The sequence below is a fragment of the Mucilaginibacter yixingensis genome, from assembly GCF_041080815.1.
GTDB lineage: Bacteria > Bacteroidota > Bacteroidia > Sphingobacteriales > Sphingobacteriaceae > Mucilaginibacter > Mucilaginibacter yixingensis.
In genome coordinates this window covers 3,188,641-3,210,384 of sequence record NZ_CP160205.1, presented here as the reverse complement: position 1 = coordinate 3,210,384, position 21,744 = coordinate 3,188,641, and the positions used below count along the sequence as shown (strand labels likewise).

12 protein-coding genes are annotated in these 21,744 nt (G+C 47.0%); 10 read left to right on the top strand and 2 right to left on the bottom strand.

The features are described 5' to 3' along the window. Positions 1 to 466 precede the first annotated feature (466 nt). The 9 genes from ABZR88_RS13010 to ABZR88_RS12970 all read left to right on the top strand — a co-directional run bounded on the left by ABZR88_RS13010 (position 467) and on the right by ABZR88_RS12970 (position 16,402). Complete coding sequence (locus tag ABZR88_RS13010) at positions 467 to 2,923, top strand: glycoside hydrolase family 2 TIM barrel-domain containing protein (RefSeq protein WP_107826918.1); 2,457 nt, start codon at positions 467 to 469, stop codon at positions 2,921 to 2,923. Positions 2,924 to 2,933: 10 nt separating this feature from the next. Beyond that, a complete protein-coding gene (locus tag ABZR88_RS13005) occupies positions 2,934 to 4,151 on the top strand; it encodes an alginate lyase family protein (protein ID WP_245916984.1) in 1,218 nt (405 codons plus the stop codon). A gap of 58 nt (positions 4,152 to 4,209) precedes the next feature. Continuing rightward, positions 4,210 to 5,463 carry a glycoside hydrolase family 88 protein gene (locus ABZR88_RS13000; protein WP_107826919.1) on the top strand — a complete coding sequence of 418 codons (1,254 nt, stop codon included), beginning with the start codon at positions 4,210 to 4,212 and terminating at the stop codon, positions 5,461 to 5,463. Positions 5,464 to 5,715: 252 nt separating this feature from the next. Next, positions 5,716 to 8,295 (top strand): glycoside hydrolase N-terminal domain-containing protein, encoded by a 2,580-nt coding sequence (locus tag ABZR88_RS12995; RefSeq protein ID WP_107826920.1) that lies wholly within the window; start codon positions 5,716 to 5,718, stop codon positions 8,293 to 8,295. Between the two features lie 20 nt (positions 8,296 to 8,315). Further along, positions 8,316 to 10,469 (top strand): TIM-barrel domain-containing protein, encoded by a 2,154-nt coding sequence (locus ABZR88_RS12990; RefSeq protein ID WP_107826921.1) that lies wholly within the window; start codon positions 8,316 to 8,318, stop codon positions 10,467 to 10,469. Positions 10,470 to 10,569: 100 nt separating this feature from the next. Beyond that, positions 10,570 to 12,456, top strand: a complete 1,887-nt coding sequence (locus ABZR88_RS12985; protein WP_107826922.1) for an alpha-L-fucosidase — start codon at positions 10,570 to 10,572, stop codon at positions 12,454 to 12,456. A 132-nt stretch (positions 12,457 to 12,588) separates the two neighbouring features. Then, entirely contained in the window at positions 12,589 to 14,013 is a 1,425-nt protein-coding gene (locus tag ABZR88_RS12980) for an alpha-L-fucosidase (RefSeq protein ID WP_107826923.1), read from the top strand. A gap of 29 nt (positions 14,014 to 14,042) precedes the next feature. After that, positions 14,043 to 15,590, top strand: coding sequence for a putative Ig domain-containing protein (locus ABZR88_RS12975; RefSeq protein WP_107826924.1), 1,548 nt, complete (start codon positions 14,043 to 14,045; stop codon positions 15,588 to 15,590). Positions 15,591 to 15,601: 11 nt separating this feature from the next. After that, complete coding sequence (locus ABZR88_RS12970; protein ID WP_107826925.1) at positions 15,602 to 16,402, top strand: heparin lyase I family protein; 801 nt, start codon at positions 15,602 to 15,604, stop codon at positions 16,400 to 16,402. Positions 16,403 to 16,485: 83 nt separating this feature from the next. On the opposite strand, the gene ABZR88_RS12965 is transcribed toward ABZR88_RS12970, so the two are convergent. Continuing rightward, entirely contained in the window at positions 16,486 to 18,150 is a 1,665-nt protein-coding gene (locus ABZR88_RS12965; protein WP_107826926.1) for a UxaA family hydrolase, read from the bottom strand. A gap of 18 nt (positions 18,151 to 18,168) precedes the next feature. Beyond that, positions 18,169 to 19,701, bottom strand: coding sequence for a hypothetical protein (locus ABZR88_RS12960; RefSeq protein WP_107826927.1), 1,533 nt, complete (start codon positions 19,699 to 19,701; stop codon positions 18,169 to 18,171). A gap of 289 nt (positions 19,702 to 19,990) precedes the next feature. Between ABZR88_RS12960 and ABZR88_RS12955 the strand changes: the two genes are divergently transcribed. Then, a complete protein-coding gene (locus ABZR88_RS12955) occupies positions 19,991 to 21,676 on the top strand; it encodes a glycoside hydrolase family 28 protein (RefSeq protein WP_107826928.1) in 1,686 nt (561 codons plus the stop codon). Positions 21,677 to 21,744: the final 68 nt, after the last annotated feature.

The window sequence follows — 21,744 nt, the reverse complement described above, 5'->3', positions numbered from 1 at the left end:
GGAATACTTGCAACATTTGGAACCCTTTTTATGGCTAATAGAGCCCATAATTGACGATTTGAAGGGTAAGGGGTTTATCTAAAAAGACGAAATCTCTTGCAAAAAGGCCTCTATAAGTAACTATGTAACAAACTTTCCGGGTTTGATTTGAACCGGAAAGTTTGAGATTAAGAATATTTGTTGTAGAGCCATTTTTAACGGTAATAGAAATACATTAGATAAGTTCGCTGAATAACACAATACCGAACAAACACCGGCATTAAAGAGACACTGCCCGGCCTTGACATTTTTCCAACTCTCACTTTTAGTTGCTTACATATCGAAATAGGAGAGTACTGACATCATCACATCGCTGATAATTAGACAAGGTTGACGGTTCATTTTAGTATATGATATAGACAATTTGAGTGACTTTTTTTTCTCCTGTTTATAATAGCTTTAGCCGCCATTTATTATAAAATCAACTGTGAGAAAAATTAAAATCTTCTGCTTTGCTTTGCTGTGGCTTGCTCAAAACGCGCGTGCTCAGCAACAAACCCGCCTTACTACTAACTGGGAATTTTTAAAGCAAGATCTGGGAGGAATATGGGAAGCCGTTCGCCCGGTGACGGCCGGTAACCCGGAAAGCTTGCCGTTGTGGCAAAAAGTGCAGTTGCCACATTGCTTTAATGCGCGCGATGCCGTTGATCCTGATGTAAACTATTACCAGGGCCCCGGTTGGTACCGCACGCAGCTTGATATTAATAACCCGTATGCCAACGGGCGTACGCTGCTGCATTTTGAGGGCGCCGGGCAGAAAACAGACGTTTATATTTATACCACCAAGGTAGCATCACACCTGGGTGGATATGATGAATGGGTGGCAGACATTACCCAGGCCGTGGCTGATTTTAAAAAGACAGACGTTTTTAAAAAGCAGTTTAAAGGCAAAATTCCGCTATCTATCAGATGCGATAACTCCCGCGATCTGGAAAGTATCCCTTCGCAACTTTCAGACTTTAATGTATATGGCGGTTTGTACCGTTATGTTAATTTGGTTTATACACCGGTGCTGTCTTTTGATAAGGTTTTCGCCTCTGTAACATTAGAGGCGGGGAGACAGTCTGCTAAGCTGAATGTTAAAGCCCGCTTTTATAATCCAGTCAACATTCCATCAGCCGCAGGCGAAATCAAGGTGACGGATCCCGCAGGTAAAATTATTGCACAAACAAAGTATAGCTTAAATAACCTGGACGGAGACAGCCAGATTGGTAGCTTTAATATTAAAAAACCTCAATTATGGTCACCAGATGATCCGTCACTTTATACTGTTGAAGTAACGGTAAACAATAACGGACAAACTTGTACGCATACAGAAAAGACAGGTTTTCGTGACTTTAAGTTTGTAGATAACGGTCCGTTTATGCTCAACGGCAAGCGTTTGCTATTGCGTGGCACTCACCGGCATGAAGACCATGCCGGCGTTGCGGCAGCCATGACTGAAAAGATGATGCACACGGAGATGCAGCAAATGAAAGACATGGGCGTTAATTTTATACGACTGGGGCATTATCAGCAGTCGCGCATTATACTAAATCTGTGCGACAGTTTAGGCATACTGGTTTGGGAAGAAGAACCCTGGTGCCGCGGCGGACTTGGTGGCGAGAAATATAAGAACCAGGCGCGCACCATGCTCACCAATATGATTGAGCAGCATTATAACCACCCGGCTATTATTCTTTGGGGATTGGGTAATGAGAATGACTGGGCTGGCGACTTTCCTGAGTTTGACAAGGAAAAAATCCGTGCTTTTATGAAGGAGCAAAATGATCGGGCTCATCGTCTGGATCCGTCTCGCAAAACCACCATCCGGCGGTGTGACTTTTGTGCTGATATTACTGATGTGTACTCACCTTCCATTTGGGCCGGTTGGTACCGGGGTGTTTACACCGAGTATAAGCAAAGCACAGAGGAAGAATTTAAAAAAGTAAAACACTTTTTTCATGCCGAATGGGGAGGCGATAGCCATGCGCTGCGTCATTCTGAAAATCCTGATAAAGCTTTGGCCGAAATTAAATCAGGAAGCGGTACCGATGAGCGATTAGGTGACGCTTCGCTAATTGGTGGCGCGGCCCGTGTTTCTAAAGATGGAGATTGGAGCGAAAGTTACATCTGTAATTTGTTCGATTGGCATCTTAAAGAGCAAGAGACCATGCCCTGGTTAACTGGTTCGGCCTTTTGGGTGTATAAAGATTTTTCTACGCCTATTCGTCCAGATAACCCTATTCCATACATGAACCAGAAAGGTGTAGTGGAGCGTGATGGAACACCCAAAGAATCATACTACGTTTTTCAATCGTATTGGACCACCAGGCCTATGGCGCATATTTACGGTCATAGCTGGCCGGTACGCTGGGGTGATGCAGGTGAACAAAAAATGGTAAAAGTGTATTCAAACTGCGATAATGCCGAGCTGTTTGTAAACGGAAAAAGCTATGGCACGAGGAAACGCAACAGTCAGGATTTTCCTGCTGCGGGCTTGCATTGGCTGGTTACTTTTAATAAAGGCAATAATGACATAAAGGTTGTGGCGCATAAAGGAAAAACCACCGTGGCCGACCAGATTACTCAGGAATATCAAATCGATAAGTGGGGTAAACCAGCACAATTACAGCTCGAAAAAATTAACGATGCCGATGGAATACAGACCGTACAGGTAAAGTTGCTGGATAACAAAGGTGTACTCTGCCTCGATGCACAAAACTGGGTGACTTTCTCATTGGCCGGTGACGGCACACTTTTAGACGATCTTGGCACGTCCCGCGGTTCCCGCAAGGTGCAGGTATACAATGGGCGCGCCATCATCAGTCTCAAAACAAATGGAGGGAAAAGTGCAGTGGCGGTACAATCGCCCGCATTGCCATCTATAATATTAAATCTTTAATGGTTGCCTTATGAAATTTAAGTTATTCAGCATTTATGCTTTAAATAAAAGTTTTAAGCCGGTATTTATCATTGGTATGGTGGTGTTGCTTAGTCTTTCTTCATGGAATACAAATGCTCCCGGTGATGATATGTATCAGCAATTAGCCGCCACATTACGGAAGGATGTGCTTACAGAAGCGGCCTGGGCGCTGCAGCAAAAGCCAATAACGGTAACCGCAGAAGTTTGTCCGCGCAGTGCAGGAGGCAGGCACGATTTCTACTCTGAAGGTGATTACTGGTGGCCCGATGAGAAAAATCCTCAAGGCCCCTATATTCAAAAAGACGGCATGACTAATCCCGAAAATTTTGTGGCCCATCGCCATGCCATGATCCGTTTTAGCCGTATTATCGGCGCCCTGGCATCGGCCTATAAAATTACCCATGATGAGCGATACGTTCGTGCAGCTCTTAAACATGTACGGGCATGGTTTACGGATGCCGGAACCATGATGAACCCTGATCTGCAATATGCCCAGGCCATAAAAGGCGTGGCAACGGGCAGAGGCATTGGCATTATAGATACCATTCAACTGATGGAGGTAGTGCAGGGACTAGAAGCCATGGCGCATTCTAAAACATTAGATGCTAAGACCCAGGCCGGTGTGAAAGATTGGTTTGAAAAATATATCACCTGGCTTACCACCCATCCGTACGGCAAAGATGAGATGAATGCTAAGAACAACCACGGTACCTGCTGGACCATGCAAACTGCTTGCTTTGCCAAATTTACCGGCAACGTACAAGTAATGAAGTTTTGCGCCGATCGTTACAAAACGGTGTTGCTGCCCAGCCAGATGGCTGATGACGGTAGTTTTCCACTCGAACTGAAACGTACCAAACCTTACGGCTATTCTATTTTTAATCTGGATGCCATGACCACCTTGTGCCAGATACTGAGTACACCGCAAGATGATTTGTTTGAATATACCACGGCTGATGGCCATAACATTAAAAAAGGGATAGCTTTTTTGGCGCCCTACCTGGCTGATAAAAGCAAATGGCCTTACCCGCACGACGTAATGCACTGGGAAAGCTGGCCGGTAGCGCAGCCGGCGCTGGTATTTGGCGCGATGGCGTATCATCAACAGGATTGGCTAAACCTTTGGAAAAAGCTTGATCATAGCCCGCAGGATGAGGAAGTGATTCGTAACCTGCCGGTGCGCCATCCGCTTATTTGGTTCAATTAATTATCGTGATTAAAAAGCATCTGATTTTCAAAGTATAACAGCCTTTATAATCTAATAGATGAAAAAAACTCCATTAATAATTTTAAGTGCGCTTACCTTATTAGCAGGTAACGGCTTTGCGCAGACCAACGTCGTAAATAAAACATCAAGTCAAAAGAAAAAAACAACAGCGTTACCCGATGTAAAAAAGGGTTTTGAGTTTGCTGAAAAACAAACCGCCTTGTTGCTGAAAGAAACAGCCCTTGTTAAGGCCCAGTCTAAGAAAACAGCATTAATCTCACCACGCTCGTTAGATACAGCGGACAACCTGGAGTTGGTGCCCTCTAAAGACTGGTGCAGCGGCTTTTTTCCCGGCGAACTTTGGTATCTGTTGGAATATACAAAAGACCCGCAATGGGAGGCGGCAGCCAGAAATTACACTTCGGATGTGGAGGCCGAAAAAACGAACGGTACCACGCACGATATGGGCTTCAAAATATATTGTAGCGTAGGTAACGGCTATCGCCTCACGAAAAATGAGCATTATAAATCGGTCTTATTAGAAGCCGCTAAAACTTTGGCTACACGCTTTAACCCGAAGGTTGGCAGTATTAAATCATGGGATAATCGTAAAAATTGGAAATTCCCGGTGATTATTGATAATATGATGAACCTGGAGCTGTTGTTCGAAGCCACCAAAATATCGGGCGATTCCAGCTTTTATAAAATCGCCGTTGCTCATGCCAATACGGCCATGAAAAATCATTTTCGTAGTGATTATAGCTCATACCATGTTATTGATTACGACCCTGAAACCGGGGCGGTATTGCACAAGCAAACGCATCAGGGATATGCAGATGGCTCTGCCTGGGCGCGTGGGCAGGCCTGGGGACTTTACGGATATACCATGTGCTACCGCTATACTAAGAATAAAGCCTACCTGGAGCAAGCCGAGCACATCGCTCATTTCATCTTCAGTAATCCACATTTGCCTGCTGATTTGATTCCTTACTGGGATTATAATGATCCGGCCATTCCGCAAAGCCCGCGGGATGTATCTGCAGCTACTGTAACTGCATCTGCTTTGTATGAGCTCAGCACCTATAGTTCAAACGGCGCACAATACAAATTGTGGGCCGATAAAATTATACATCAGCTTAACGCCAATTATTTAGCTAAACCCGGTAGTAGCAGAGGCTTTATTTTGTTACACAGCACAGGTAACAAACCATCTAATGGCGAAATAGATGTGCCTATTATTTACGCCGATTATTACTATCTGGAGGCTCTGTTGCGTCAAAAGCATCTGGCAGATACAGGTAAAATCTTTTAGCCCCCTTGCATTATAATCGTAAAAGCCCTTAGATGACCTCTAAGGGCTTTTGGTATGAACTAGTAATTTGAATATTAAGGACAGGCTGTATGTTTTCTGCTCAATGCCCCCTGCTAAAACGCTTGAATATTTAGCTTGAAAAATAAAATAACGGCGTGGTAAATATCGGCTAATTGCATAATGGTTAACCCAGTCCATCCGTAACGGGGTTTGATCTTTGTCTCCAATTTAAACCGATACTAAAACCTTGATATGCAGCTACGCAAACTGTTTTTTATTCCGTTGGCCGCCTGGGGCTTTGCGGCCCAGGCACAAATTGCAGCTAACCATAAAACCGATGATCCAGATCTGAAATTGTGGTACACCAGGCCTGCTACGGCCTGGGAGGAAGCATTGCCGCTGGGCAATGCCACCACGGGCGCAATGGTATTTGGCCGCGTTAATGTAGAACGCTACCAGTTGAACGATCATAATTTATGGTCTGGCTATCCTGTGCCGGGTAATAGTGCAGATGCTTTTCCGCACCTGGCAGAAGTGCGGCACGCAGTTTTTGCCGGTAAGTATGACGAAGCGGCCGGAATCTGGAAAAAATACCTGCAAGGCCCTTACTCGGCACGCTACCTGCCACTGGCCGATCTGTTACTCAATTTTCATCTTAAAGACAGCACTACTACCAATTACCGACGCGATCTGGATTTAAACAATGCTGTTGCCGGGGTGCGATACCGTTTAAATGGGGTAAACTATCTGCGCGAAACCTTTATCAGTTACCCGGATAAAGCTATGGTGGTACAAATTAGTGCCGATAAAAAAGGGGCCATCAGCTTTACGGCCGGCCTCCAAAGTAAACTGCAGTTTGAGGTTGGCGCGGCAGGTAATGATCAATTAACGCTTAAAGGCAAGGCGCCCAGTTATGTGGCCAACCGCGCTACCGAGGCGCGACAGGTAATTTATGACGAACCGAAAGGCGAAGGCATGCGTTTTCAGGTCAATCTGAAAATAAAAAATACCGGTGGTAAGGTAACGGCGTCGGGCAATTCGCTGTCGGTAACGGGGGCTGATGAAGTGTTGCTGTATTTAACCGAAGCCACTAGCTTTAACGGGTTCGATAAATCGCCGGGTTTGCAGGGTAAAGATCCGGCCGTAGAGGCAGACCAAACACTCAGGCAGGTATCGCAACAATCGTATGCGCAACTTTTGCAACATCATACGGCAGATTATCGCAATCTTTTTAAACGGGTCAGCTTTGAGTTAGATACCGATCTGGCAATGACGAAGCTGCCCACAGATGAGCGACTAAAAACATTCAAGGCCGATCATCCTGATAAACAATTGCAAACGCTTTATTATCAATATGGGCGCTATCTGCTCATTGCCAGTTCAAGGCCGGGCAGTGCCCCGGCTAATCTGCAAGGGATCTGGAACGATGAGGTAATGCCGCCATGGGGCAGTAACTATACCACCAATATTAATACCGAGATGAATTATTGGCTGGCAGAGAACACAAATCTTGCAGAATGCCACCAACCATTATTCGATTTTTTAAAAGAACTGGCCATAAACGGCGCCATAACTGCCAAAACAAATTACGGCATCACCGAAGGCTGGCTGGAACACCATAACTCAGACATCTGGGCCAAAACATCAACCGCCGGTGGCTATGACCAGGACCCGAAAGGCATGCCGCGCTGGTCGGCCTGGCCAATGGGGGGGGCCTGGATGAGCCTGCATCTGTATGATCATTACCTTTTTACAGGCGACCGCACGTTTCTGGCCAACACCGCCTATCCTTTATTAAAAGGAGCCGCGCAGTTTATGCTGCAATGGTTGGTGAAAGATCCTAAAACCGGTCACCTGGTTACTAACCCCTCTACCTCGCCAGAAAATACGCTGAAGCTGGACGGCAAAGAATACCAGGTGAGTTTGGCTACTACAATGGATATGTCTATCATCCGCGAGTTGTTTCAAAGCTGCATCGCCTCGGCCAAAACCTTAAATATTGATGGTGAATTTGCCGGTAAACTTTCGGCAGCTTATCAGCAGTTATATCCATTGCACATTGGTAAATACGGTCAACTGCAGGAGTGGTATGGCGATTGGGACGATCCGAAAGATAATCATCGCCATATCTCGCATTTGTTCAGCCTGTTTCCGGGTAAACAAATTTCGGTGTTCAATACCCCCGAGTTGGCCGCCGCCGCCAAACAGTCTATGATCTTTCGCGGCGATGTAAGTACCGGCTGGTCTATGGCCTGGAAGGTAAACTGGTGGGCCCGCCTGCACGATGGCAATCATGCTTATAAAATATTAAGTGCCGCATTTCATTATATGGACCCTGCTAAAAGGGCAGAGGTAATGGGTGGCGGCGGCACGTTCCCTAATTTATTTGATGCGCATCCGCCGTTCCAAATTGATGGCAATTTTGGCGGCACCGCCGGCATGACCGAGATGTTGCTGCAAAGCCAGAACGGCGAAATTGAATTGCTGCCCGCCCTGCCCGACGCCTGGCCGAATGGAACTATCAAGGGTATTAAAGCGCGCGGCAATTTTGAAGTAAATGTCAGTTGGAATAACTACAAACTTAAAAGAGCGCTAATCACTTCAAATAATGGAGGCAACTGCCGTTTGCGCACCCCCATACCGGTAAAAGTGCTGGAGGAATCAGTCAAACCGGCTACTGGCAATAATACCAATACCTTAAATGCCCAACCGGTTACGCCGGTTTACCAAAAGGCAACCGTTAGTAAGCTACAGGAGATTGCATTTAACAAAGGCTACGTGATTGATTTTCAAACTCAAAAAGGTAAAACCTATACCGTAGTTCCTCAATAACCATCAACCTAAATAAATAGATGAAAGCTACTTTGAAAATTTGTCTCTCCCTATTAATACTGCTATCCGGTTTCAATAGCGGTCTGCAGGCGCAATCCATTACTTGGGCTGAGATAGAACCGGGTGTTTGGAAAGGCATAACCGGTAAGCTTGATGCGTTTGACCTGGTCAAAGCAGCAGGCATAAAACCCCTGCACAATGAATTACAGCAAATGCCCAAGGCTGGTTTTCCGCTGCCGCAGCAAGAGATAACCGCTAAACAAACTGATGGTAAAACCTACCTGCGGTTCCCGTTGGAACGAAGCGAACAACTCTTCGGTTTCGGTCTCAATTTTCAAACTATTTTTCAACGGGGAAAGGTGCTTACCTTGCATGTAGATAATTATGCCGGTAAAGATAATGGCCGCACGCATGCGCCTACGCCTTTCTATGTGTCATCAAAAGGGTACGGGGTGTTCATCAATTCGGCCAGATATTTAACGGTGTATGCTGGTACGGCCGTTAATCGCGATAGCAAAACACCTCCGGTTATTCAGGATAGAAATACCGACAAAAACTGGTCATCTCACCCTTACTCGGATGCTGTGGAGATTTTGGTACCCGCGCAGGGAGCAGAGATATACGTATTTGCCGGCCCAACTGCACTGGATGCCGTGAGTCGCTATAACCTCTGGAATGGCGGTGGTTGCCTGCCACCACGCTGGGGTTTGGGCTTTACACAGCGAGTACAAAGGCTTACAGATGCTAAAGGGGTTGAAGATGAAGCCCGCGCGTTTGAAGAAAAAGGCTATCCGCTGGATTTTATCGGTTTAGAGCCCGGCTGGCAAAGCAAATCATACCCCTGTACTTTCGAGTGGGATAAAACCCGTTTCCCAGACCCTGCCGGATTGGTGCAGAGGATGCTGAAGAAAAATATCCGCTTAAACTTATGGACCAATCCATACATCTCTCCGCAGGCACCAGTTTACCAGCATATTTTACCTTACACCGCATCGCATACTGTTTGGAACGGCGCAGTGCCTGATTTAACCATGGAGCAGGGGCGGAAAATATTCTTCGGCGAACTGGAGAAAGGTAAAATCGATATCGGTATCTGCGGCTATAAAATGGATGAGGTTGATGGCGGCGATACCTACCTGTGGCCCGATGTGGCTACTTTCCCGTCAGGTCACAGCGCTGAGCAGATGCGCCAAACCTACGGGCTGATGATGCAGCGCTACACGTATGAGATCTATCATCAGCGCAACCAGCGCACCTTTGGCCTGGTACGGGCGTCAAACGGTGGTGGTTCGTCATTCCCTTATGTAATCTATAACGATTATTATAATCACCAGGATTTTATTACTGCGCTGGTTAACAGTGGCTTTTCCGGTGTGTTATGGACGCCGGAGGTAAGAGCCTCCAAAACTGCCGAAGAGTGGTTGAGGCGCTTTCAATCTAACATCTTTTCGCCCATGGCCATGATCAACGCTTGGGCCAGCGGCACCAAACCGTGGACGTTCCCCGAGGTAGCAGGGCAGATAAAGACTTTGGCTGCATTGCGTATGCAGATGATGCCTTACTGGTACAGCGAGTTTGCCCGGTATCATTTTAAAGGGATCCCGCCGTTCAGGGCCATGTACCTGGAGGATGGATTTAGTGCATCCGGCGATAGCAAGCCTACCAAAAAAGGAGGACTGGAAGAGAACCCGTATGAAGAAGCTGTATCAAAGGAAGTAAAAGACCAGTATATGGCGGGCAGTTACCTGCTGGTGGCGCCCATGTTTACCGGCGAACAAAGCCGGAAAGTGATCTTACCCAAAGGCAAATGGTACGATTTCTACACCGGTAAATATGCCGGCGACGGCGAAGTGATCACCGTTACCCCGGGCCTGGATAAAATACCAGTTTATGTAAAAGATGGCGGTATCATCCCTATGATGCCTGCCATGCTGCACGCGCCAAAAAACGGGCAAAAAGTTGATCTGGAGATTCGCTACTATGGCGAAAAGCCCGGCGAGTATCAGCTATATGACGATGATGGTGAAACATTTAATTATGAGCATGGCGAATACAGTTTCAGAACCATCAAAATACTAAAACAGAATGGCGGCATTAAGGGCACACTCTCGCCGGCTGTAAAAGGCAAGCCTGATAACGTTGGTAAAGTCACTTTTAAAATGATGACGGAATAGATCTCTTGTTATTATTTGTCTAAACTCTTTGTCATTGCTTCGTTCCCTCGCAATGACAAAATTTATAACAGCACGCAATTGAGCTAAATAATACTCAACTATGAAATTACTCTATAAAAATTATCTAATTGTATTGCTATTGGCGGCAACCCTGCAAGCAGCAGCACAAACCGGCGATGAGGCGGCCATGCAAAATCAGGCAAAGGCTCGTGATAAAAAAGAGATTGACAAAGCGCTGAATGGCTGGTGGAAAGCTTCCATGCAAACGCATGATAGCCGCATCCAGTGGTGGCGCGATGCGCGGTTTGGCATGTTTATTCACTGGGGCGTTTACTCACTACCTGGTGGCGAGTGGAAAGGCAAAAAGGTGGATGGCTATGCCGAGCATCTGATGCGCAAGGAAAAGATCCCTCGGGCTGAATACCTGCAGCTGGCTCATCAGTTTAGCCCGGTAAAGTTTAATGCTGATGTCTGGGTGCAAACCGCAAAACGCGCGGGTATGCGCTACATCATCATTACCGCAAAGCATCATGATGGTTTCGCTATGTTTAACTCGCAGGTGACTGACTATAACGTGGTAAAACAAAGCGCCTGGAAGCACGACCCGATGGCCGATCTTTCTGCCGCCTGCAAAAAGTACGGCCTTAAATTTGGGTTTTATTATTCGCATGCCTTTGATTGGGAGCACCCCGATGCGCCGGGCAATGATTGGGATTATGATAACCCCGGCGGCGATAAATTGCTGCACGGCGGCGCTAACTGGTATGATGTGCATCCGGAGTTGCTACCTAAAGCCGTTAACTATGTTAATGAGAAAGCCATTCCTCAGATCAGGGAGTTGCTGCAAATGTATCACCCTGATATTCTTTGGTTTGATACGCCTTCGAAACTGCCACTTTCTGAAAATGTCAGGATACTGGAAGCTATCAGGCAGATTGATCCAAATGTGGTGGTTAATGGTCGGTTGGCCAGGGGCGCGGGCAATCTTAACCTGGGCGATTATAAGAACACAGCCGATCGCCCGGCCGAGTTTTACCCGGCTGATGGTGATTGGGAGGCCATCCCCACTACTAACGAGTCATACGGTTATTCCAAGTTTGATCATAGTCATAAACCGGCCAGCTTTTTCATTACCCTGCTGGCCAAAGCAGCATCAAGAGGAGGTAACCTGCTGATGAACATCGGCCCCAAAGGTGATGGTGAGTTTGACGCTAAAGATGTTTCTATATTAGACAGCATTGGTAGGTGGATGGATGTAAACGGTCAGAGTATTTATAAAACCCAGAAAACACCGCTGGCTATACAGTACTGGGGCGTTTCTACACTGAAAGATAACCGTTTGTATCTGCAGGTGTTCAATTGGCCGTCAGATCATAAGTTAGTTGTAGCTGGATTAAAAAACTCGGTAACCAAAGCTTATTTACTGGCCGATGCCGGACAAAAAGCATTGCCCGTAAAACGAATCAATCCGCTGGATCTGGAAATTGAATTGCCTGGCCAAGCACCAGATAAGGTGAGCAGTGTGATTGTGCTGCAAACCAATGTTAAGATAGAAACAGATACCGCACGCTTGCTGGCCAGCCATACCATTACCAACCGCTTACTGGCGTTTGATGCAGAACTGAAAGGTGGCGGTTTCCGCTTTGGCGATGGTAAAGCCGGTAAATATTATGTAGAAAATTGGAAGGCCCTGGGGCAGACGGTGAACTGGAATTTCAGACTGGCAGATCCGGGTAAATTTAAGGTACTGGTAAAGTATACCGCTGATAATGCTAACGGCGGAACTTATGAATTCAAACTGGATGATTTTAGAAACGAAGGCATTGCCGAATCATCAGCCAAAGGCGAGAGCGTTAAAGAAAACCAGCATGGCGTGATATCGCTCGGTTCGGGCTATCATCATCTGCAGATAGCACCCGTTAAATTATCCAAACAAGGATTAATGAAATTGTTGGAGGTACAATTGATACCTGTTGATGCCCAATAACATTCGCCGCCAAAATTCTTTAATGAATGGTTAATTAGATATAAAAATAGGACTTGAAATAGTGCTTATTTACAGCACCAATTACTTATAAAATAACGGCATTACTGCCGGTTTGATACAGCTTAAAACAATATGAAAAGAATTTTAATCTTCCTGCTGGGATTGTTAACCATCCCGGCTGCCTTGATGGCACAAAGCAAACAATTAAACCGCGATGAGCGGATGAAATGGTGGCGCGAGGCGCGTTTCGGCATGTTTATCCACTGGGGTGATTATGCGGCTTGGGGCGGTGTTTACCGGGGGCATGAAGTAGCGCACGGCGGCGAGTGGATTATGAACCGCGGCAAGATACCGGTTGCTGAGTATCAGGCCAAAGCCAAAACCTTTAACCCGGTAAAGTATGATCCGGATGCCTGGGTACGTATGGCTAAAGAGGCGGGGATGAAATACATTGTAATAACTGCCAAACACCATGACGGTTTTGCTATGTTTAAAAGCAGTGCCAGCAAATGGAATATTGCCGACGCCACCACGTATGGTAAAGACGTGCTGAAACCGCTTGCCGCAGCCTGCAAAAAGTATGGCATAAAACTGGGCTTTTACTATTCACAGGCGCAAGATTGGAATAACCCCGGTGGCGCCGTGGCACGCAAACCTGCTAATGACGGCTGGGCCAATCCGGATTCGGCACGCATAGATGCTTATACGGCTGAGCATGCCGGGCACTGGGACCCATACCAAACCACTTCTACCATGGGCCAATATATTGATCGCGTAGCAGTTCCGCAGGTAAAAGAGCTACTTACCAATTACGGCGATGTAGCTGTTTTATGGTGGGATACCCCAACCGGCATGACTGATGAGTATGCGCAAAAGCTACAGGATGTATTAAAACTGCAGCCAAATATTATTACCAACGACAGGCTGAAAAGACCCAACTTCGCCGGCGATTATAAAACGCCTGAGCAAAAAATCCCTAACCTGAGCGAACTGGATGGTAAAGATTGGGAAACCTGCATGACCATGAACGGCACCTGGGGCTACAAAAGCTATGATAATAAATGGAAATCGCCTGAAACATTGATTCACAACCTTATTGATATTGCTTCAAAGGGCGGCAATTATCTGCTTAACGTTGGGCCGGATGCAATGGGGCAATTTCCAGAAGGGAGTATCAAAGGTCTTAAAGCCATCGGCGATTGGATGAAAGTGAACAGCGAAGCCATTTATGCTACTCAGGCCAGTCCGCTGAAAGTGTTGGAGTGGGGCCGTTGTACCCGTAGAACTATTAATGGCAATACTACGCTTTACTTATCGGTATTTAACTGGCCTGCTGATGGTAAGCTGATAGTGCCTGATGTTAAGGCACAGATTAATTCGGTCAGCTTACTGCAAGGCGGTGCCAAACTTAGAACCGATGCTACTGCTGAAGGGCTGGTAATCAATGTGCCACAAAAAGCGCCTGACGCCATTGCCACCGTTATTAAAGTAGAAGTAAAAGGTGTGTTAAGCGGTAAAGACCAAAACGGAAAAATGAAAAGTGGTTCAATAGATTAATCAGCCCCTCTAAACACATTAAACTAAACATGAAAACCATTGCCAAAAGTTTTTGCCTGATTGTTGCCGCAGCCTCATTGAGCCTTACTGCAAATGCGCAGGGGGCAGACAGCTTGTCAAAATATATCCTCACGCCTAAAGAAAAACCGGCGCCGCAAATTAACGGTGCCCGGGTGTTCGGCGTGCGGCCGGGGCATCCTGTGGTGTTTACTGTTCCGGCAACCGGCACAAAGCCAATCTCCTTCAGCGCGGCAGGGTTGCCCGCTGGTATAAAGCTGGATGCACAAACCGGGCAATTGCAGGGAGCCGTAACAAAACCGGGCACTTACAACATCGTTCTGAAAGCCAAAAACGCAAAGGGAACTGCCACGCGAGATTTTAAGCTGATTGTAGGAGAGGAAATTGCCCTTACCCCGCCCATGGGCTGGAACAGTTGGAACATCTATGCCACTAAAGTTACCCAGCAATTGGTGCTTGATAATGCCAGGGCCATGGTAAAATCTGGCCTTATTAACCACGGGTGGACTTATATGAATGTTGACGATGTTTGGCAGGGCAAACGCGGCGGCGAGTTAAAATCCATCCTGCCAGATTCTGTCAATTTCCCCAGCATGCAGCAGCTTTGTGATGAAGTGCACGGTATGGGACTTAAAATCGGTATCTATTCAACGCCTTGGATAGAATCATATGGGCATCATGTGGGTGGTTCTGCCAATAACCCCGAAGGAGTATTTGCACCCACAAAAGAGAACGTGCCACGCAACAAAAAACTGTTTCCGTATACCATTGGCACTTACACTTTTTATGAAAATGATGCCAAACAGTTTGCCAAATGGGGTTTTGATTACCTGAAGTATGACTGGAGTCCAAACGAGCTTACCGAAACCAAAGCTATGTATGATGCTATGCGGGCCACCAGCAGGGATGTGGTTTACAGTCTTTCAAACAGCACGCCATTTGCCCATATTACCGATCTGTCTAAATACGCCAATTGCTGGCGTACCGGCGGCGACATTCGCGATAGCTGGAAAAGCCTAAAGCCACGTTTGCTTTCGCAGGATAAATGGGCGCCAATGGCCAGGCCAGGCCACTGGAATGATCCGGATATGATGATTGTGGGCTATGTTGGCTGGGGCAAAACGCCCAGACCATCAATGCTTACGGCAGATGAACAATATACCCACGTAAGTGCCTGGTGCCTGATGTCGGTACCGTTGTTGCTGGGGTGTGATTTAACAAAATTGGATGATTTTACCCTCAGCCTGTTAACTAATGATGAAGTACTGGCTGTTAACCAGGACCCGCTGGGTAAACAGGCAACGGTGGTAGCACAGCAGGGAGATACCGGCATACTGGCTAAAAATTTGTTTGATGGTACCAAAGCCGCCGGCCTGTTCAATACAGGTGATGAAGGCACCAAAGAGGTAGTGCTGAAGTGGAGCGATCTGGGCATCAAAGGGAAATATATAGTGCGCGATTTATGGCGCCAGAAAGACCTTGGTGCGTTTACCGATGAGTTTAAAGCTAATGTTAACCAGCACGGCGTGGTAATGGTGAGCCTGCGACCATCTAAATAATAACTGTTATAATGAAAATAAAATCCCCTGTTATTTTAACAACCTTGCTGGCCATAAATGGCCTGGCGCATGCGCAGGTATTATTAAAAGCCAATGGCAGTGCCGACGCTTATAAACATATATCGAGCGTTTTGGGTGGCGATGCCTGTGAGGTGCCTGATTGCGTGCACCCGGTAAAACACATCACCGAGCAGTTTGATGATCAGCTTCATGAAAATGTATTTGTTTTTCATGCCCATGCAACTATTGATAACGACCGCTGCCGGAATTTTGACCGTCAGCGTATCGAAATAAAAACCTATGGTCCATCGGCGCATAATTTAAAAGGCGAGCACGGCGAAACGGTGGTTTACACCTGGAAGTTTAAGCTCGATAGTAATTTTAGAGCACAACCCACCTTTACCCATATCCACCAGATCAAGGCGGGAGATGGCGATGCCGGTGCACCCATCATTACGTTGACACCGCGCTATGGTAAGCCAGATGAACTGGAAGTGATTCATACCGGTGCATCAAAAGCAAGTAGTCAGGGACGGCTTACCGGTGTGCCGCTGGCAGATTTTAGAGGCACATGGGTTGAGGTTAGCGAGAAGCTGCGTTATGATACCCAGGGCAGTTACCAGATTACCATAAAACGGGTAAGTGATGGTAAGGTACTGCTAGCCTACAGTAATGATCATATTGACCTGTGGCGTGATGGTACGAGTTTTTGTCGCCCTAAGTGGGGCATTTACCGCAGTCTGAAGAGTCCGTCGTACATCAGGGATGAGGATATCCGTTTTGCCGATATCGGGATTACCGAGTTAAAATAAACCTTTTCATATTTATCAGTTTATTTAAGTAAGGGCTGCCTCTTTATGAAGCAGCCCTTTTTATATGGAGTTTTGTTTAATGCTTAAAGTGATACCCCGCGTTTCCATGGAATGAAATCGTCTTGCCCTAACAATACTGATTTGGGCTTACTCAGACCACCGGCTACAGCTATAATCTCGTTCATAATGCGTTCGGCATTTTGTTCAATAGTTTCTGTACCTTCTACAATGGTGCCGCAGTTAATATCGATAATATCTGGCATGCGGTTAAAAATGTTGGTGTTGGTAGAGAGCTTGATAACCGGTGCCACAGGGTTACCGGTAGGTGTGCCTAATCCGGTAGTGAATAGTACAATGTTGGCGCCTGCGGCCACCTCTGCAGTGGTGCTTTCCACATCATTGCCGGGTGTGCACAAAAGGTTCAGTCCCGGTTTGGTTACTTTCTCCGGGTAGTCTAGCACATCGGTCACCGGCGAGTTGCCTCCTTTTTTGGCCGCCCCGGCCGATTTCATGGCGTCGGTAATTAACCCATCCCTGATATTGCCCGGTGACGGATTGGCATAGAACCCCGAGCCGCTTTCTTCAGCCCGTTTATTATAAATGCGCATCAGCTCCATGAAACGGTTGGCCGAGGCTTCGTGGGTACAGCGGTCACTCAACTCCTGCTCCACACCGCAAAGCTCAGGAAATTCAGCCAGTATTACTGAGCCGCCCAGGGCCACCAGCATGTCAGATACATGGCCTAATGCCGGATTAGCCGAGATGCCCGAAAAGCCATCAGATCCTCCGCATTCCAGCCCGATGCAAAGTTTAGACAGGGGCGCTGGCCTGCGCTCATTATTATTGGCCTCTATTAAGCCGGCAAATGTTTTTACAATGGCTTTTTGCAGTAGCTGCTGCTCTGTACCTTCTTTTTGCTGCTCCAGGATGATGAGCGGCTTACTAAACGCCGGGTCACGCTTCAATACTTCCTGTTTCAGGATGCTGGCCTGTGCATGCTGGCAACCCAGGCTTAATACCGTGGCCCCGGCAACATTTGGATGAGTGATATAACCTGCCAGTAACCCGCACAACGCGTCAGAATCCAATCGGGTGCCGCCACAACCCATATCGTGTGTTAAAAATTTAATACCATCAATGTTCGGGAATATCTTATTAGATACCTCTTCCGTCGATTCAACAGACGGCAGCGGCGTATTTAAAATATCATCTGCAGAAAGGCCCGATTGGTAAAGCTTTACCAATAAATCCACATCCGCTTCGTAATAACCAGGTTTTTTATAGCCAAGTTTATCCTGTAAGGCATCCTTCAATACATCCACGTTTCGGTTTTCGCAAAATACCAGTGGAATAACCACCCAGTAGTTAGCTGTACCTACCGAACCATCTGCCCGGTGATAGCCCATAAAAGAACGATTGGCCCATTGGCTCACATTGGGCCGTCGCCAAATAAGTTTGCGTTCGCCCATGCGATATTCATTGGCGGCATGTTGCATGTTTTGGGTGGTAATGGCACTGCCTTGAGTAATAGTTTGAGTGGCTTTACCAACCAGTACACCGTACATATAAATGCTATCGCCGGGTTGTAAAGCGTTGATGGTAAATTTATGTTTGGCCGATACTCCTGTGAGCAATTCAAAAGTGGTGCCGTTCAGTTGTATTTGCGCGCCTTTATGGAGGTTAATCAGCGCCACCAGCACGTTATCGTCAGGGTGTATTTGTAAATAGGATTTGGTAGAACGAGACATGTTTATAGTAGTTTATATTTAGTTTTTGCTGCGCAGATGGCGGGCTTTATACTGCGCCATGTAGAGTGATGAAGGCATCAGGCCGTCTTTGTTCTGGCCTTCCCACTCGCCGTTTTCCCTGCCTTTAAAGCTGCCTTCGGTTTGCCTGCCGTGGAAACCGATATTGTAATTGGTGCCACTTACCCATGGCTTTTGCACAGCGGCTGCTTTGGCGGTGCAGTTCCATAGAATCTGCGTAACGCCAGACCAGCCATGCCCGCTGCCCATGTATTGGCGATCCTGCACGTTTATTTCGCCGTCGCTTATAATATTGTCATATAGTGTGCCCGATGCCCAGCGGTGGTGTGGCCCTGCGTCAGCATGTACATTTTTAGCGGTGGAATTGTAAAATACATTCGGACCGCAAACCTTGGCGCCGGTTACGTAATCGTGCCGTCCATCTTTGGCATGGCAATTCATAAACAGGTTGAGTTGGCCGGTATTATTAAAAGAATAACGGCGCCCGCCTGTAATGACAGATTTAGCGTCGAGGCATTTGCAATCAATCACCGTAACGTTGCGCGATCCGTCTTCGGTACTCACGCAGGCATAACCAAAGTAGCGCGAGGTGACGTTTCTTACCCAGGCGTTCTCTACTTTTGACAGTCCCACGGCAATCCAGCCATGGTCTTCATCGGTATCACCGGCATATTCAGATTCAAAGCAAATGTTTTCTATACCAACCTCTTTAATTCTACCATCAAAAGTGTAGGGGTAAATGGCGCCGCCACCATATTTTGTTTCCATCTGCATCACCACGGGGTTGTCAATGGAAATTTGGTTACCCTCAATTTGGGTGATGGTTCTTTCATAGTGCAGATCATACTCGCCGGCCTGCCACTGTTTGGTGCCCTTGCGTTCCTGAATCTGGTCCATCCTCAAATCGTGGATCCAATTGGCGGTACTGGGGCGATATAGAATAATGCGTTCTCCTACCGTCAAACCGTTTACTGATGCCACATGAAATGACTTGGCGCCAACAGGCACAAAACCATCGGTTATATCAACCTTAGCTCCGGCAGGTTTTATGTTCCCTGCGCCTTCAATATTTAGTAAAGTGCGCTGGCCTTTGCCTGTGGCCACAATGCGGGTGCCGTTTTTATCATCGCCTTCGCCGCGTAGCACAATGCCGCTGGCTTTGATGTATAATTTACCGGCAATAGTATAAGTGCCCCGTTTAAGTAATATTGCTCCTCGTAGTCCGCTGGCATCTGCAGGCCTTTGGGCTACTTCATCTATAGCATCTTGTATAAGCTGTTGTGCATCCCCGCCGGCCGGGGCTTCAACTGTTTTTACCACGGGGAGGGTAGGCAGGGGGATGTCATTTTGATGATAGCCCACCAGACTAAAATCAGGCAGCGTATTGCCTTGCTCATCTGCATGGTAGGTGAGGCTGCCATCAGCATTAAGTGTTACAAATTTTGATTGCCACTCTGTGGGTTTCTTAAATGCCGGGGCCGATAGCATAACCAGACCGGCCAATGCCAATGTGATGCGCGAAATAATTTTCATAGAATAAGTTAATGATTGGTTGACAGCAATGCTGCAAGGCTAAAGTGAGTGATTTTATGATAGCGTTTATGCTTCGGATTGGCTTATTATTAAGCGCGATTGATAGGCAGATGCCATTTGTCCCGGCTTGCTAATCTCACAGAATAATTGGCAAATCCGCTTCATTAATGGGCAATGAAAATTGGTGTAATTGGGCTTACCAATTAAAACAGTAACCCTGCGGAATAATGTGTCAATCAATACATTATTACAGATAGGTTGCCATAAAACAATTAAGAAAATAACAAAAATGAATGCTGCAGAAAATCAACTATCACGCAGGGCATGGATTGATAAAGTAGCCGTTGCCGGTTTGGGTGCGGCGCTGGTTACCGGTTTGCCTCATCAGGCCTTGGCACTGGCAAATAATGCCGATGACAAGCCCGCATTAAACGGAACCGGTATTTACAATATTCGTGATTTTGGCGCCAAAGGCGACGGCAAAACGCTTGACACCGCCGCGTTGCAAGCCGCTATTGATGTCTGCAACAAGCATAACGGCGGCACGGTGCTGGTGCCGGCCGGCGTATTTGTAATAGGTACGGTAGAACTGAAGAGTAATGTTACGCTGCATCTGTCGGCCCAGGGAAAACTGCTGGGCACTGCCGATGGCAAGCAATACTACGCCGGCAAAACCATCCCGCTGGATACCGGCTGGACCATGAACGATGGCAATGTGGGCTTGCTGTTTGCCGTTAATGCCGAGAATATCACTATTGAAGGTAACGGTACTATTGACGGACAGGGCGCGCAATTTCGCAGCCCAACCAAAGGCGTGCCGCCGCCATCGGGACGTGGGGGCAATGACCGGCCTTATCACCTGTTATTTTATCAATGTAAAAATCTTACTGTGCGCGATGTTTTCTTGCTCAATAGCGCTTACCATTCTGTGCGGGTTTGCTTCTGCTCGTTTGTAAAGCTGGAAGGGTTGCATATCCGCGGGCGGGTGATACATAATAACGACGGTTTCCATTTTGTGGCCAGCGAATATGTGCACGTGAGTAATTGCGATGTACAGACGCAGGACGATGCCTGTGCGCTGTTTGGCAGTTGCAAGTTTGTAACCATCACCAATTGCTCGTTCAGTACGCGGTGGTCGGTCTTTAGGTTTGGGGGAGGCGAGGCAGAAAATATCACCATTTCCAATTGCCTGATCTATGAGACTTATGGCTGCCCGATAAAAATGAGATGCTCGCCGGGCGGCAGGTTTGAAAATATCTCGTTCTCTAATATCGTTATGCGCGATGTTACCGGGCCAATCTCTATTGGTATTAGTCCACCGAACGGCCAGGCGCAAGGTGCTGCCAGGGCGCCGGGGAAGGTGAAAAATATCTCATTCAGCAATATTCATGGCAATGTGGTAAAGCCGGTGCCGCTGCGTGATTCTGAGTTTAGCAGTAACTATAACCCCGGTGAGATGTTCTCCTGCATCACCCTCAACTCAATGGATGATGTTTATATGGAAAATATTTCGTTCAATAACATCCACCTCACTTACCCCGGCGGTGGCACCACAGAACAGGGCGCTGTGCGAGACATGCCTAAGCTAGCAGGAGAATATTACCAGATTGGAGTTCCTCCGGCTTACGGCTTATATGCACGCAACGTAAAAGCCTTAACCCTAACCGATATGCGCTTTGAAATGGAGCAACCAGACGAACGGCCGGCACTCATTTTAGACCATGTGCACGATGCCGCAATAAACGGTTTCAGTGCACCGGGCCAGCCGCGGGCAGAATCATTATTACGCTTTATCGGCTCAAGGGATGTTTATGCCAGTGCCGTGCGGGTGTTGAGCCCGGTAACTACCTTACTGGAAGTAGAGGGTGCCGCAAGCAGCAATATCAAAATAGACGGTGGCGATTTAAGCCGGGCTGCCAAAGTCCTCAAATTATCATCCGGCGCCGATGCTAAAGCCGTTAAAATACGCGATTAATTAATGCCGATAATATTTAACAAAAATGATCAATCATTACCTCACTCCTAAAAAAATAATCCTTAGTT

Bases quoted from the DNA above. Each gene is read 5' to 3' on its own strand.
- ABZR88_RS12980 (WP_107826923.1), top strand. From the start codon at position 12,589: ATGAAAAGAATTTTAATCTTCCTGCTGGGATTGTTAACCATCCCGGCT.
- ABZR88_RS12965 (WP_107826926.1), bottom strand. From the start codon at position 18,150: ATGTCTCGTTCTACCAAATCCTATTTACAAATACACCCTGACGATAAC.
- ABZR88_RS12985 (WP_107826922.1), top strand. From the start codon at position 10,570: ATGAAATTACTCTATAAAAATTATCTAATTGTATTGCTATTGGCGGCA.
- ABZR88_RS12990 (WP_107826921.1), top strand. From the start codon at position 8,316: ATGAAAGCTACTTTGAAAATTTGTCTCTCCCTATTAATACTGCTATCC.
- ABZR88_RS13005 (WP_245916984.1), top strand. From the start codon at position 2,934: ATGAAATTTAAGTTATTCAGCATTTATGCTTTAAATAAAAGTTTTAAG.
- ABZR88_RS12975 (WP_107826924.1), top strand. From the start codon at position 14,043: ATGAAAACCATTGCCAAAAGTTTTTGCCTGATTGTTGCCGCAGCCTCA.
- ABZR88_RS12955 (WP_107826928.1), top strand. From the start codon at position 19,991: ATGAATGCTGCAGAAAATCAACTATCACGCAGGGCATGGATTGATAAA.
- ABZR88_RS13000 (WP_107826919.1), top strand. From the start codon at position 4,210: ATGAAAAAAACTCCATTAATAATTTTAAGTGCGCTTACCTTATTAGCA.
- ABZR88_RS12960 (WP_107826927.1), bottom strand. From the start codon at position 19,701: ATGAAAATTATTTCGCGCATCACATTGGCATTGGCCGGTCTGGTTATG.
- ABZR88_RS12970 (WP_107826925.1), top strand. From the start codon at position 15,602: ATGAAAATAAAATCCCCTGTTATTTTAACAACCTTGCTGGCCATAAAT.
- ABZR88_RS12995 (WP_107826920.1), top strand. From the start codon at position 5,716: ATGCAGCTACGCAAACTGTTTTTTATTCCGTTGGCCGCCTGGGGCTTT.